The organism is Anabaena sp. FACHB-1237 (assembly GCF_014696225.1).
In the GTDB taxonomy this organism is placed as follows: Bacteria; Cyanobacteriota; Cyanobacteriia; order Cyanobacteriales; family Nostocaceae; genus FACHB-1237.
The window spans coordinates 26,090-40,945 of the sequence record NZ_JACJPV010000019.1; the positions used below are offsets into that span (position 1 = coordinate 26,090).

At 33.3% G+C, this 14,856-nt stretch carries 13 protein-coding genes; all 13 read left to right on the forward strand.

Features of this window, described 5'->3' with window-relative positions; all coding sequences use genetic code 11:
- Positions 1-224 precede the first annotated feature (224 nt).
- The 13 genes from H6F32_RS11415 to H6F32_RS11475 all read left to right on the forward strand — a co-directional run bounded on the left by H6F32_RS11415 (position 225) and on the right by H6F32_RS11475 (position 14,856).
- The gene (locus H6F32_RS11415) at positions 225-971 is read left to right on the forward strand and encodes a GTPase domain-containing protein (RefSeq protein ID WP_190369452.1); all 747 of its coding nucleotides are present in this window, start codon (positions 225-227) and stop codon (positions 969-971) included.
- Between the two features lie 370 nt (positions 972-1,341).
- A complete protein-coding gene (locus H6F32_RS11420; protein WP_190369453.1) occupies positions 1,342-2,163 on the forward strand; it encodes a TRAFAC clade GTPase domain-containing protein in 822 nt (273 codons plus the stop codon).
- Positions 2,153-3,055 carry a hypothetical protein gene (locus H6F32_RS11425; RefSeq protein ID WP_190369454.1) on the forward strand — a complete coding sequence of 301 codons (903 nt, stop codon included), beginning with the start codon at positions 2,153-2,155 and terminating at the stop codon, positions 3,053-3,055. Before H6F32_RS11420 ends, H6F32_RS11425 begins: the two co-directional genes overlap by 11 nt.
- Positions 3,056-3,072: 17 nt before the next feature.
- Positions 3,073-5,196, forward strand: coding sequence for a hypothetical protein (locus H6F32_RS11430; protein ID WP_190369455.1), 2,124 nt, complete (start codon positions 3,073-3,075; stop codon positions 5,194-5,196).
- A complete protein-coding gene (locus H6F32_RS11435) occupies positions 5,193-6,344 on the forward strand; it encodes a hypothetical protein (protein WP_190369456.1) in 1,152 nt (383 codons plus the stop codon). The genes H6F32_RS11430 and H6F32_RS11435 overlap by 4 nt, the downstream gene beginning before the upstream one ends.
- A gap of 25 nt (positions 6,345-6,369) precedes the next feature.
- A complete protein-coding gene (locus tag H6F32_RS11440) occupies positions 6,370-7,593 on the forward strand; it encodes a vWA domain-containing protein (protein ID WP_190369457.1) in 1,224 nt (407 codons plus the stop codon).
- 19 nt (positions 7,594-7,612) lie between these two features.
- Positions 7,613-8,644, forward strand: a complete 1,032-nt coding sequence (locus tag H6F32_RS11445; protein WP_190369458.1) for a hypothetical protein — start codon at positions 7,613-7,615, stop codon at positions 8,642-8,644.
- A 147-nt stretch (positions 8,645-8,791) separates the two neighbouring features.
- Positions 8,792-9,607 carry a hypothetical protein gene (locus tag H6F32_RS11450; RefSeq protein ID WP_190369459.1) on the forward strand — a complete coding sequence of 272 codons (816 nt, stop codon included), beginning with the start codon at positions 8,792-8,794 and terminating at the stop codon, positions 9,605-9,607.
- A 54-nt stretch (positions 9,608-9,661) separates the two neighbouring features.
- On the forward strand, positions 9,662-10,492 hold the full coding sequence (locus tag H6F32_RS11455; RefSeq protein ID WP_242031112.1) for an ARC6/PARC6 family protein: 831 nt from the start codon (positions 9,662-9,664) through the stop codon (positions 10,490-10,492).
- A 39-nt stretch (positions 10,493-10,531) separates the two neighbouring features.
- Positions 10,532-10,915 carry a hypothetical protein gene (locus H6F32_RS11460; protein WP_190369460.1) on the forward strand — a complete coding sequence of 128 codons (384 nt, stop codon included), beginning with the start codon at positions 10,532-10,534 and terminating at the stop codon, positions 10,913-10,915.
- A 55-nt stretch (positions 10,916-10,970) separates the two neighbouring features.
- On the forward strand, positions 10,971-12,272 hold the full coding sequence (locus tag H6F32_RS11465; protein ID WP_190369461.1) for a VWA domain-containing protein: 1,302 nt from the start codon (positions 10,971-10,973) through the stop codon (positions 12,270-12,272).
- A gap of 123 nt (positions 12,273-12,395) precedes the next feature.
- Positions 12,396-12,974: an FHA domain-containing protein gene (locus H6F32_RS11470; RefSeq protein ID WP_190369462.1), complete on the forward strand. Its 579-nt coding sequence runs from the start codon at positions 12,396-12,398 to the stop codon at positions 12,972-12,974.
- A gap of 106 nt (positions 12,975-13,080) precedes the next feature.
- On the forward strand, positions 13,081-14,856 hold the full coding sequence (locus H6F32_RS11475; protein ID WP_190369463.1) for a protein phosphatase 2C domain-containing protein: 1,776 nt from the start codon (positions 13,081-13,083) through the stop codon (positions 14,854-14,856).

Consider the following 14,856-nt stretch of genomic DNA (forward strand, 5'->3'; position numbering starts at 1 on the left):
TTAGCTGTATTGTAACAATTTTGATACTTATGGAAATAATTGCGTTTATGTGCGTATGATGTTAAGTTTAAATATACTTAATAATACTGTTTATTCCCGCAGATGGTGGAGTGGTAAGGTTAAAAATATTCGTTTAAAGTTAATTTTCCAAGTTTAGGGAAATTTGAGGTACTATGGGTAACTTTATTATTGTATGATTAAAGTCATAGTACAGGGTAATAATTGTGGGAGTAGTTTTTATAGGCGATCGCGCTACGGGAAAAACACATTTAGCAATGGAGTTAACTAACCCCAAACATGAGTATGTAAAAGTTATTAATCAAGATTATGAAATGCTTAAAGCAAACCTGAAATTTGATGAAGTTTCTGGCGTGATGCAAGCAACAGATGTAATCTTAGATAGATTATTAGATATTGAAGTGCGATTACCCACTGGTAATAAGCAAGTATTAGTAGATTGGATAGATACACCTGGGGAGGTATGGCGCAAAAGTTGGCAACAAGACAACCAAAAGGAATGGAGCAAACTTTTACAGACCATCCGCGATAGTGAAGGAATATTTCTCGTACTTCCACCCCATCGCGGCTTAACTTTTCAAGCTGGTGTGGATGTGGATGAATTTATGAGTACACAACAATGGTGTGCTAGATTTGAGCGGTGGGTGGACTTTTTTCGTACGGATTGTCCGAAAGCAAGACATATAGTTATATGTTTAAATAAGGCTGATCTATTTTGTAATTTATCCCAGGAAAGTTCACAGTTAGCTTATCATCCTAATGGTGGAGCGATGAATTGGCAACAACGCCATTTATACAGTATGCAACGTTACTTTAGACCGATTCAATCACAGTTAGCAGAAATTAACAAAAGTGTTTCTGGTTTATCAGTACGTTGTTTTATTACATCGGTTTATGATCGTTCTTTATTGGAACTTCCTTGGATATATTTGGGTAGTTTTCTAGCTAAGTAGAGACTAAGATACCGGACTTCTTAAAGAAGTCCGGTATCTGAAACAGATACAATATCAATAGGATAGAAAAATGGCGATCGCGGTTCTGGAAAAACAAGCCAGAATAAATTCCCTGTCTGAAAGCTAAAATCGGTTTTAACCGATTATTTGTAGATGAGATGATTTGTATTATTTCCACCGTCTTTTACAAAGAAAATTTAAATTCTAGGTAATAAATAAGGTAAAATCAGTTTTAACTGATTGTTTGTATTATTTTCAACCTAATTGACAAATGATAGTACGTTTTAACGTAATTTAGCTATGAGAGGGGGAATTAATTGCCCTGCGGATATGGATACTAACCAATAAGATATGAATAGGATAGAAAAATATGGGGAATATTCGCGTTATTGGTCCACGTAGTTCTGGTAAAACCACTTATTTAGCCGCTTTAGCTTATCAACCAGCGAGAAATCATCATCAAAATCAAAACTTTCAAGTTCATACTCTTAATGATGATACAAAACAGTTAGCAGAAAAAGCGGAAAATATTATCATGGAGGGTGCATCATTAGAACCTACTAATAATTACGTTACAACCATTGATGATTTACGAGTTTATTCATTTCAAATAGAAGTTAAAAAAGGTTTTTCTCAAGACAAAATTAACCTGGTTGTGAGAGACTATCCAGGTGAAATATTTGAGGAATTAGAACATGGTTCATCTAACCCATTACATCAAGAATTTATGGATGAATGTTTAGCCAAAGATGTGACTGGTTGTTTAATATTATTAACTGAGTGGAAACAAGGTACTGATAGGACTTATAGCCGAGTTTTAAAACGTTTTATTGACCAAATGGATAAACATGAACGTTCTCAAGATTTACGTTTAGCTGTGGTGATGAGTAAATGTGAAAGAGGAGAATTATGGCCGGGTAGGTTAGATCCAGAAATTGATTTGTTTGATGTCCATTTACCAGAAACAAAAAAGACTTTACAAGATGCAATTCCTAGTAAAAATCTGAACTTTTATGCTTTATCCACCTTTGGTGTTTTAGGTCGTAATAACCCTCGTCCTAACCGTGTAGAGGAAATGGGAGCAGATGGCAAAAATTCATTTTTAAGAGAAACAAACCGATGGCGACCCTACGGTTTAATTTCCCCTCTCTATTGGTTAAGTACAGGTAAAAGGATAAAATATGAAAGTTAGTACCTTAGCAAATAAGAAAGAACCGTTACAAAGTAGTGCAGTGGTGCGCGTGATAGGCGATCGCGGTTCTGGAAAAACAGCCTATATGGCTTCCTTAGCACGGTGGCCTAATGCTGATCCAAACGGAGCAGTAAAAACTGTCATTCCTGTGGGAGATGCTGCAAAATATTTAGTGGAACAAGCACAAAATATATTAGAACAGGGGTTACAATTACCACAAACTGGCTTAAACGCTAATCCAGATGAGGTTAAAGATTATACATTACAAATTACCATTACTAGACAATTTTCGTGGAAAAATCTGATAAATAGCCTGACCTCACCATTATTAAACTTAAACGTTAGTTGTAAAGATTACGGCGGAGAGTTTTTTATTGATCTATTGCAACAAGCTGGTAAAAAAATCTTACAAGATTATATGGAAGATTGTTCCCAATCTACAGGTATAATGTTGTTAATAGATGGTACTAGCAGAAGGAAGGATCAAGAATATGCAGTAGCTTTAGATCGGTTTTTTGCTGCCCTTGATCGTACAGATGTTAATGTAGGGAAAAGAAGAATTGCTTTAGTTTTAACCAAGTGTGAACAATCTGACCTGTGGGTAAATCGTCATAAACCCGATTTTATCGCTCCCGCAGCTTTTCCCCAGGTATGTAAAAAATTATCTACTTGGCAACAAATGGGAGGAGGTGACGTAAATTACTTTACTGCTTCCGCTTTTGGAATGTTAGGTACTAAATATCCTGAACCTAATATTACCTTATTAACTCGTGGCCGTGATGGAGTAACAGCAGTGATCAAAAACCCCAAAAGCTGGCGGCCATTTGGTTTAGTTGCTCCCATATATTGGTTATGTACAGGCGATCGCCATAAACTATTAGAGAATGGTTAATTATCAGGAATAAAGCTATGAATCAATTAAATCGATCTACCATAGAAATTCACGAATTTAGTACAGGTATTAGACCACAGGCAATAGCTACGGGTGCTTGGGTATCATTAGGCTTCACTGGACAATATATGAATAATACTATTGATCCGATTCCTGAAGTTGTAGAGCGTTCTATTGCTAACCGTGAATTTGCGGTAGCTGAAGGTGCTTCTAGTGACCAACCCGCAATTATTGGCCGGGTAGTAGGAACAGGTGATGATACTTGGTCTGTAGTAGCAATAGTTACTAAGGGAAGGGATGAAAAAGGACGTGGTGCTTCCATGTATCGTTTTTTTCTCACTCAGGGAAGGGAAAAAGACGGGTTTCAAAATTTACGGTTAATATTAACTTGGTGGGAAAATCAAGAAAGACCAATATTTCATCCTTTTGATATTCAAGAAGTAGATAAACCTCATATATGTGATGTTGAGGAAATTTCGGCTAAATTTCATCAAGTATCACAAGAAGCTGTAGCAATTCCTGTTAATATTAATGAACCAATATTACTCACACCACAACAGGAATACGACTTACAAACCATCAATGTTTTAGCATTGAAAAAATATAATACTAATGTGAAATATGATAATTATCAACCTTTTTCTTGGGCGTATAATGTAGAAGCATTAGAAAAACCAGAGCGTTTTTTAGTAATTCATGCTGCTTCAGAAAAAGCCTATCAATTATTAGAAAGAGCGATTAATAAAGCACCAAGATTATTAATATCTTCGGCTGTTACAGATGAGGAAGCTATTAAGTCAGCGATACGCGGTTTAACAACTAATTCTCAAATTAAACCAGATAATGTAAAAGTGATAGTAGAGGCTTTACAAAATAATCAACTTACTTCAGACTATTGGCATAGTTTATTTGATGCACAGGGAGCAACAACGGCAATTAGTCAAAAAATTTATAGTCCACAAATGGTAAGATTGATTACTTTGAGGGCGATCGTAATTCCAGATACAATGTTAGAATTTTTGAGTTTTTTAAATATTAAACCTGGTCAAAAACCTGACGAAAATCAAGCTATTTCTTTAGAATTTCAAAAGGCTATTCGGCGTGATTTACCTAAAGATAAACTGGCAAATAGTATTAAATCTTTGTTACCGGAATTGTTAAAGAAATCGTCAAAAATTACGCCAGAAGGTGTTAAATGGTTATTGGTAAGTAATGATAGTGTTTGGGCATCTGGATGTAAACAATTTATTGAAGATATTGTAGCTGATTTGCAGTTAATTTTCAGTCATTTAAAACATAATACTCCTCCTTCATCTGAGTTATATAAATGTCCTCCTAAAACTTGGGAAATTTTAATCAAAAATCGCAAATATATCTACTCAAAATCATATAGTATTAAGCAAGAAGAATACAGTTCTTTTGCTAAGTTATTTGAGAGTTTGGAATACTATTCACTTGCTGCTTATTTTTATCAAGTTAGTGAAGGTATAGTACCTAAAGATGTATTTGAGGGACTTCCACATAGACGTAATTCTCCTGTGGAAATTTTAGGTTTGTGTATTGAAAGAGAAACCACTTTTTTTGAAAGTATTATTATTTTTTTATTACAGGAGTATATTGTGCCAATTCAATTTGTTATTACCTTATCAATTTTCCTCTCACTTTTGTCTTTTACAGGTGGTGTACTGGTAGGTAGATTAAATAATCCAAAGATTGCAGAAACAGTCGTATCATCATCACCAACAAATACAAATGGTGATCAAACTGAAATAACTAATGAATTAAAATCAAAAGCAAGTAACGAGTTCCAAAAAACCCAGGACGCAATTAATGAAATTATCAACAATATCAAGAAGGCAAAAAAGAATGCACAACAAAGTGAAATTATAAAACAGATTATAGAGGTTCTAAAGTTACCAGAAAATTTTGAATATGACACAACACAGTACGCAGGACAAAAAAGAAATGAATTTATAGAAGCAATATATAAATATCAACAAAACAATGGTTTTAACAACTGCGACGGAATTATTTCACCAAAAGGAGAAACAGCTACAAAATTAGAACAAGATGTAACTAAAAAAATACAAGATGTAACTAAAAAAACAAAAGCAAATCCTAAACGAATAAACAACCCATGAGAATCTACCTTTACATCCTAGCAGGAATCACATCAGCTTTAATAGGCTGGAACATCGGGCAATTTTTCCTCACCGATATAGGACTATTCAAAGAATATCCAGAAATCACCTTATTTCCTTGTATAGCCATTGCCCTAGCTTGTGGAATGGTCATCAACGAAATATTTATTAGCAACCCCACAAGGCCAAAACTCAGCTTGAGAATAGCCAAAACACCCCTATTAATTGCCCTGGGTTTAGGCACATTAGCTGGGTTAATTTCAGGAGTCATATCTCAAATATTATTCCTGCCACAAATTCACTTTCCTGCCCCTATAGTTAGAATCATTGGTTGGCTATTAATAGGCGTTTCTGTGGGGCTTGCAGAAGGCTTAACTTGGCGCTGGCATAGTATGGAAGCAGGTGATCCCAAACGCTTTTGGCACAGATTTAAAATTAGTGTATTTGGTGCTAGTACAGCTAGTTTATTTGCTGCGGCAATATTTGAAATTATCCGCACCATAGGAGAAGTAACATCAGATTTTAAAGGAATTGAAGACCCTTTAGGATTTTCCATTTTAGGTTTATTACTAGGTTTAACATTTAGTATTACCAACTCTCCCAGTTATTTAGGTGCTTTAAGGGCTGGTACTGGCTTTGAATACACAGGAGAAAATTATGCAGATTTTGACCCTAACGCCCCAATTTCTAATCAAAAAATTCCCTGTATTGATAAATCAATTCTCCGATTTGTTAATGATGGCAATGCTTATGAAATTGAAGAAGGTTTATCAATTCAATTACCCAGTAATGGTATAATTAGAATAGGTTCTTCTGTGCAAAAATCAAATATTTATATTCCTGATTTACCCCTTCATGTAGCTGATTTAGTCATCGAAAAACGTGATGCTATCTTAACTCCTAACCCAGTGGCTTATAAGTTCATTGAAGTTAATGGTCAAAGATTGACTTCTCGTGATAGTATTCGCCTCAAACATAATTACGTATTAACCTTTTATCCAGATCCAACAACTCAAAATACAACTACCAATGTCACAACTACTCAACTCAAAACTCAAAATGTTAATCAAACCCAACAACCGCAACAAAGACCCCAAAAAATCTACCGCTTTGTTTACTATAATCGCTTCCTTGACCCCCAGGCTTAGTTGGAGACTCATTTTATCATTTTTGATGATTACTGGCTTGATTTCGCCTATTTTTGCCCAAACAAATTCAGCAACAAAATTAGCGGAAATAGTGGGAAATCCTGAAGTTAATGATGATAAAATCACTGTGAGAATGAAAATTAAAAATAAAGATGAAAGACCTATAATGGGTTTACAAGATACAGATTTCAAATTATTTGTAAATGACAAAGAACTGTCATTTAAAAGTCAAGATTGGAAAAGTCCCGATGAAAGTGTACCACCTCCAGCGTGGATTGTCGTATTATTAGATTTTAGTGGTAGTATGAATAAACCAGACAGTCTAGGAGGTAAAAAAATTACTGGTGCAATTAACGCTATTCGCAGCTTTAGAAAAATTTCCAGTGAGAGAGGAGGAAGCACTAATATTGCGATAGTTCCCTTTGGAAAATCTGGTCCTAATTGTGAAGGTTATACAGTCAATAAAGATACTCTTGATAAATTCTTTTTAGCAAATGACTTTAAATTACAAAATTCCCTGGACTATTTAGCAAGTATCAAACCTTGTGCTTCTACCGATTTATATCAACCCTTAACTCAAGCAGTGAGGTTTTTAGGAAATACTAAAGATCCTCGTTTTTATCCAAAGGATAATTTTCTTAATACTCAACCCAGACTGGCAATTATTTTGCTATCAGACGGTTATCATAATGCGTCTAATGAAGCAGAAGATTTTGCCACTCTTAGTACTTTATTAAAACGCAATACTAATATTACTGTACATACTTTGGGTTATGGTTTAACACCACAAGAATTAGGAAGAAAATATAAGTTGGGTAGGCCAGCAGCTCGTCAGGATATTGGTACAGGAAATAAAAAAGTTCCTGAAGATGAATTTGTAGATCAAAAAAGGTTAGCAGAAATTGCCAAATTAACAGGAGGAATTGCCGAATTTTCAGGAAATGCGGAAGCTATTGCAGAAAATTTGAAATTATTTATGAATGCTTTATTAGGAGAGTATGAAATTAGTTATATTCAACCTAATGCGGAACGTGGTTCTCAACACAATGTCAGAGTACAAGTGAAGACTCCCATAGGTTTATTAAAGTCAGAAAAAAAGAGTTATAGAATCAGAGGTATTGGGCGATCTTTACCCTTAGAAAATCGCTTAATTATGATTTTTTGCATCCTCTTCTTAACAGGAATTGGTGGAGTATTACCCTTTTATTACTGGGGTAAATATTTAAAACAAGAAGCATTTAGGGATTAATTATAGATAGAGGTTAAATATGATGAATAATTTGATGAAAAATCACAGTGTAAATAATATCTCACTAATACCAATTATCTCAATTATCTTATTAATGGGAGGCTGTAACTATATACCACAGACTAATTCTTCTTGTACAAGTCAACCTACTGGTTCATTAGATAGTAAAAACGTGAAAAATATTCAACTTTCATCTCAAGTTATCACAGAAACAGGACAAGTAAGTACAAATCAATATGTCGGATATACATTTACAGCTAAACCTGGGGATAAGTTAAATTACCAAACTCAGGATAATATTTGTATTTGGGTTTATGCACCTAATAATCAATTAATTACCACTAAAGATTTATCACAAACAGGTAAATATATTATTCAAGTTTCTGCACTACAAGGAGTTACTACATTTTCCCTAGCAATGAATATAGAAAATCAAATAAATGCAACAAAAATAACTCGTTCTGTATCATCAACTCCTCCTGTATTATCTTCTGTAAAATCTCAAGATAATAAAGACATGAATATAGAAAATCAAATAAATGCAACAAAAATAACTCGTCCTGTATCATCAACTCCTCCTGTATTATCTTCTGTAAAATCTCAAGATAATAAAGACACAGATACAGAAGAAACTAAAAATAATTCTGTAGATAAATCTGAGAAAGTTGATAATAATAACAATCAAACTGATACTAATAGTGATAGTACTAATAGTGATAGAATTTCTCCAGTACAAGCCGTACAAAACTACTATAATAATCTTAATAAATCTGATTATGAAAATGCTTGGAATATTCTAAGTTACAGAATGCAAACAGATACAGAAGCTCATCCTAATGGATATGATTCATATTTAGAATGGTGGAAACAAGTGGATAATATAGATACTCGATTATTAAGAACTAAAAATAATGGAGATAATGCTACAGTTACCATTAGATGTAAATACACTTTAGCTTCTGGGAGAAAAATTAGTTCAAGAGTTAAATATTACCTCATTTGGAATAGTGACAATAACAACTGGAAAATCAATCATGTAGAACGTATTTAATTAAGTATTAAATCAAGTAATTAAATCAAGTAATTAAATCAAGTAATTAAATCAAGTAATTAAATCAAGTAATTAAATTAAACTTCATGGTTAAATAGTATGATAATAAAAATCAGAAAAATATTATGTATAGGAATACTAATCAATATGTTAATTAGCGGATGTATTCCAAACAATTCTACTAGTAAATGTCCAGATAAACCAGTAGGTTCATTAGATAGTAAAAATGTGAAAAATATTCAACTTTCATCTCAAATTACCACAGAAACAGGACAAGTAAGACAAGATAAATATGTAGGATATACATTTACCGCAAATGCTGGACAAAAATTAACTTATCAAACTAATGATGATATTTGTATTTGGGTTTATGCACCAAATAATGATATTATTAATAGTAAAGATTTGTCACAAACTGGTAAATATACTATTCAAATTGCTGCACCTCAAGGAGTGAGAAATTTTGAATTTAAGTTAGGTTTAGATATTATTCAACCATTAGCTAGTAATGCAGAAATACCCAAACCAATAAGGAAAACTAAACCAGAAATAACTACAGAACCAACACCAGAAACCACTACAGAACCAACCCCAAAAATAACTACAGAACCAACCCCAGAAATAACTACAGAAAATAGAATAGAACCTGAAAAATTTGTGAGAGATCATTATATATCATTAAATAACCGAGAATACAATCAAACATGGCATAATCTTTCTCAAAGGTTTCAAAATGAAGTCGGTAGTTATTCTCAATATGAAGAATGGTGGAATAAAGTTAGAGAAATTAGAATTGGTAATATCACAAGTATCAAACAAAGTAAAAATACAGCTATAGTAGATGCTGATTTATGGTATTTTATGAATGATGGTAAAGATTTTAAAGATACTAATAATCGTATTTATTTAATTTGGAGTTATGATAGTAAAACTTGGTTATTTTATCGCAAATCACCAGCTTAATTATAAGATTTATTAAAAATTTAGTTTAAAGATCATCAAACAACAGAAAATAAAATGAAAAAAATCTCCTCTTTCTCACTTTTATTAACTATGACTACAGCATCTACTATTCTATATGGATGTAATAGTTCTGAGACTTCATCCCAAAAATCATCATCTGCAATTAACTCTATCATTAAACCTGCAACTTGTCCAAAACAACCTAATATCGCTTTACAAGCAAAAAATGTGGAAGAAATTACCCTTAGTGATACAATATTAAATAAATCAGGTAATGTGAGTGATAATCAAGCTATTGGTTATAAATTTACTGCCCAAAAAGGAGAAAGAATAAGTTTATCTACAAGTAATAGTAATATTTGTATATGGGTTTATAGTCCTGATAATCAAATTATCTCAGGAGGGAAATTACCAACCACAGGAAAATATATTATGCAAATTTCTGCATTACAAGGACAACAAAATTTTGATATACAATTACAATTATTAGATATTGTTTTAACACAAGATATGGCTTTAAATATCGTGCAAAAATGGTACAGTGCTAAACCTAAAATATTTGCACCTCCCTTTGATACTAGTCTTGCGGAAGGCATAACTACAGGTAATTTCTATCAAAATTTAATTAGTGATGAAGGTTCAGTCGCTTGGTTAAAAAAGTATGATAGTTATTATGAATATAAAGAATCTAAAATAGTGCAAGTGAGGAATTTTAGAAGTAATGAAGATTCGGGTTTGATTAATGTTCAAGTGGTAGAAGAACTTTATCTTCATGGACCAAAAGGAATTGATCAAAAAAATTCAGGAAGATTTATAATCAATGGTACATATTATTTTATCAGAGATAATGGAGTATGGAAAATTAGTGATGTTAAAAAAATATAAAACTTATTAAAATTTATGGTAAAATCATGAGGTGCAATTATGGTAAAATATTCATTTACTCTCACAGTCAAAGATACCAAGGAACAATACACTTATGCGTTAGACTTAAATTATCAACAAGAAAATTCTCCTGAAGATATTTTTATTCCCCAAGTTCGGGAAAACCTGAGAAGCGCGTTACAAAATCAAAGTCAATGTGCCATCAGAAATAATCATCTAAACCACATTATCCAAACTTGGATACAAGACATCAAAGAAGGTTTTAGAAATAGTGGACTTACTCTCAGTTTACCTTTATTAAGTGAAACAAATATGGAAGATTTACATGAAACTGGTTATCAAGATTTACCCGTGATCATTCCTCCTAATTTATCAAAATTAGAACCAGAAATGGGGATGTTACCACCTTTGAATTTTTGTTAAATTTGTTAAATTTGTTAAGCCATGACAATTATTAATTAAATTAAGGATGATAAAAATGAGTAATGAATTAAATGTTAGTATTGCACCACATCGGGAATTTATGCCAGCAGATACAGATAATCAAAAACTGTTTTTGATGCTAAAATTAAAACCTACAAAAAGTATTGCCGCAACTCGTCCTCCCACAAGTTTTGTATTTGTCATAGATACCAGTGGTTCAATGTATGAAGAAGTGGGAGGAGGAAAAATTAAAATAGATATTGTCATTGAGTCTTTATTAACATTAATTCGTTCGGGAAGATTAGGAGAAAAAGATCACATTGCTATCGTTCAATTTGATGATAAAGCATCTCAAATAATTGGGTTAACCAGTGCTACTAAAATTAGTGAATTGGAAAATGCGATCGCTAAATTGCGTAAATTTTCCGGTGGTACTTGCATGGGTTTAGGTTTAGATACTGCATTACAAAGCTTATCTAACCAAGATATGACAGTAAAGCGGATATTATTATTTACAGATGGACAAACCTTTGATGAAGATCAATGTCGAGCGATCGCTCCTAAAATGTCCACTAATAACATTCCCATTACCGCTTTAGGAGTAGGCGACTTTAACGAAGACCTACTTACTTATTTAAGCGACACAACAGGAGGAAGTTTATTATATATAGTACCTGGACAAGCCCAGGGAACACAGGTATCTATCACAGACTTACCAAAAAAGATTATAGAAGAATATAGTCAAGCACAACAGGAGGTAATCACCAACTTAGCATTAAGAGTTAAAACAGTTCAAGGCGTAGAATTAAACCGCATAGTTCGGGCATATCCCACACAATCAGAATTTCCCTTAACACAACCACCTTATCCCATTGGTAACGCAGCAGCTAATGATCAAACCATCTTGATTTTAGAACTTACTATGACTAGTCGTCCCGCGTCCCGTGTACGTTTAGCCCAAATTGGCTTAACCTACGATATTCCTGGACAAAACTTCAGAGGGGAATTTCCGCCGCAAAATTTAGTGGTACAATTTGTAACAGGAGAAGCAGGAGCAGTACAAGTGAATCAAGAAGTGATGGATTACTTGCAACAGTGTAATATTTCTAACCTTGTTGGTCAAGCCACCAAAATAGCAGATCGAGATCCCCAGAAAGCGGGAGAACTGCTAGAAACCGCTAGACGCATGACCTTGAGACTGGGTAACGACGAAATGACAGCATCATTAAATAACGCCCAAGAGGAATTACGTAAAACTCGCAAAATATCCGATACCACTCGTAAAACCGTCAAAATAGGAGCGAAAGGTAAAACCGTGAAAATTGGTACGGATATTAACGATGAGTTCTTAGAATAAACCAACATCAACTAAAATATAGACATCACAACCTACCAAAAAACTCCATAAAACTCCCTTTTCTTCGCTTCCTTCGCTTATTCGTGGTATAACACATAACATAATTAAAAAGGAGATATATCAATGATTACCTGTTCAGCGTGCGGTTATGAAAATCAAGACAATTCAGAATTTTGTGATGCTTGTGGTTCAGAACTACAACCAGTCATTAATAAGCTATATTCCCCTGAAGCACCTACAGTAGTACAAGCAGAAATAATACAACCACTAATAGCAGCACCAATTCAAAAAAATCAACCTATTTATCCGCCTCAAAATATTACACAACCTACATTTCCATCCTTTCCATCCTTTCCTAGTACCACCACTACCGCACGACTGATATCTAAACAACCTAATCCACCAGTAGCAGAATTTACTTTAGAACCTAGTAATCTTATTGGGATATTCGATCCAGATATGGGACCTGTGGAAATTGATTTAGAAGTATTTTTAGGTAGTGATACTGTATCCCGTCGTCATGGAGAAATTTACTTAGAATCAGGAGTTTGGAAAATTAAAGATACTGGTTCTACCAACGGTATATTTATCAAACCTGCTGGACAAGCCCGTTTTAATGCGAGAATTACCACACCTGAAACGCTTAATCCAGGAGATGAAGTAGCGTTTGCAAAAGTGCGGTTTGTGTTTCAAAGTCCTTAAAACTCCAGATCCCCGACTTCTTGTGTTTCAAAGTCCTTAAAACTCCAGATCCCCGACTTCTTGAAGAAGTCCGGGATCTAAATCTGTACAAATCAGTATATAAATTATGAACTTACTAACTGAAAACACCAACGATCATTTAGGTATTGAACCTTTAATCATTGCCGAAAATAATATTATTAATATCGCCAATTTTCAAGTAAAAATTGGACAATATTTGGGGCAATTGACCACTGATATTTATTATTTTCAAGTCAATATTTTAAGTGAAGATAGTAATACTAATAAACTGGGTTTATTGCGAGTAGGAACATTAACAAGTGGACTAAAAAGAGAAATAGAAATTAGAGAAGCGATCGCAGATTATAAATTAATTAGTCCCTTATTAACCCATACACAAATTGATTGTGTTATTATTCATCTTCCCTCATCTAATAATCAAGAATATCCAGACAATGCGCCTATTACAGAAGAAATTACTACCGAACAAACGGCAAATGAAGCAACAACCAATGAACTAGAAAATGAATCAGAATATTTAGCAGAAGAATATTATCAACAAGAGGAAATTAACCCTAATATATCACCAGAAAAACTCATCTTACTTAGTTATCTTCCCGAATCTAACGAAACCTTAGAAACCTGGTTAACCCAAGAAACATCCTTAGAAGAATCCATATTTATAGTTACACAAATATGTCAAGTTTCCCGTTATTTACATCAACATAATTGGTGTATAATCAACATCTTACCCCAATTTATTCAAATGACAACTCCCATCCAAATATATGATCTTACCAATGTTTATCCCGTCAATGAAACCCTAAATACAGGACTATTAGGAAAATATTGCGCTCCCGAATTAGCATCACAAAAAAATCCCATCAACGAATTAATGAATAGTTATACAGTGACAGCATTACTATATCATAAAATTCACCAAAAACCCATAAATATAGAACAATTAATAGACATCAAAATTAACCCCATACCGCGCATTTATCAAATTCTCAAAATTAACCTATCACTCATTCCCGAAGAAAGATTTTCCTTATCTCAACTATTAGCAAACTTAGTAGAAACTCGTCAATCACTAACAGCACCTAAAATTACATGGCAAATTGCTAATAATTCTACCTTGGGTTTATCCACCAAAAGATTACAAAATGAAGACAATTATGGAGTAAAACAACAACAATTAAGCAATACAGAAACCATGATTTTAGGAGTAGTTGCTGATGGTATGGGAGGAATGTCCCAAGGAGAATTAGCTAGTAAAATAGCAGTACAAACCGTATTATCAGAACCTATACCTAGTAACTTTAAAACCTTAGAACAAAGACAAGCATGGTTAAAATTACTATTTGAAAAAGCCAATGAAAATGTTAATCATCATGTTAAAGATGGAGGAACTACACTAAGTGTAATTTTAGCCATTGGTAAACAATTAATAATTGCCCATGTGGGAGATAGTAGAATATATTTAATCAGCAAAGGAGAAATTAGGCAAATTAGCGAAGATCATTCATTAGTTGCTTTATTAGTGGCCAGTGGAGAAATTACCCTAGAAGAAAGTTTAACCCATCCAGATCGCAATGTGTTAACTAAATCTATCGGTTCAAAAAATAGACTTAGTGCAGGATATATTCAAGATTTAAGCACCACAAATCAAGAATTATCCATCAACTTAGAACATCAAGATATATTATTACTTTGTTCCGATGGAATTTGGGATTTAGTACCAAATCATGAATTATTAGAACTTTTTAATCAAACCGAAAATTTACAATCTAGTATTAATCAAACCATTAATAATGTACTAGAAAGAGGAGCATCCGATAACGCCACAATTTTAGCTTTACAATGTCAAATGGAGAAATAG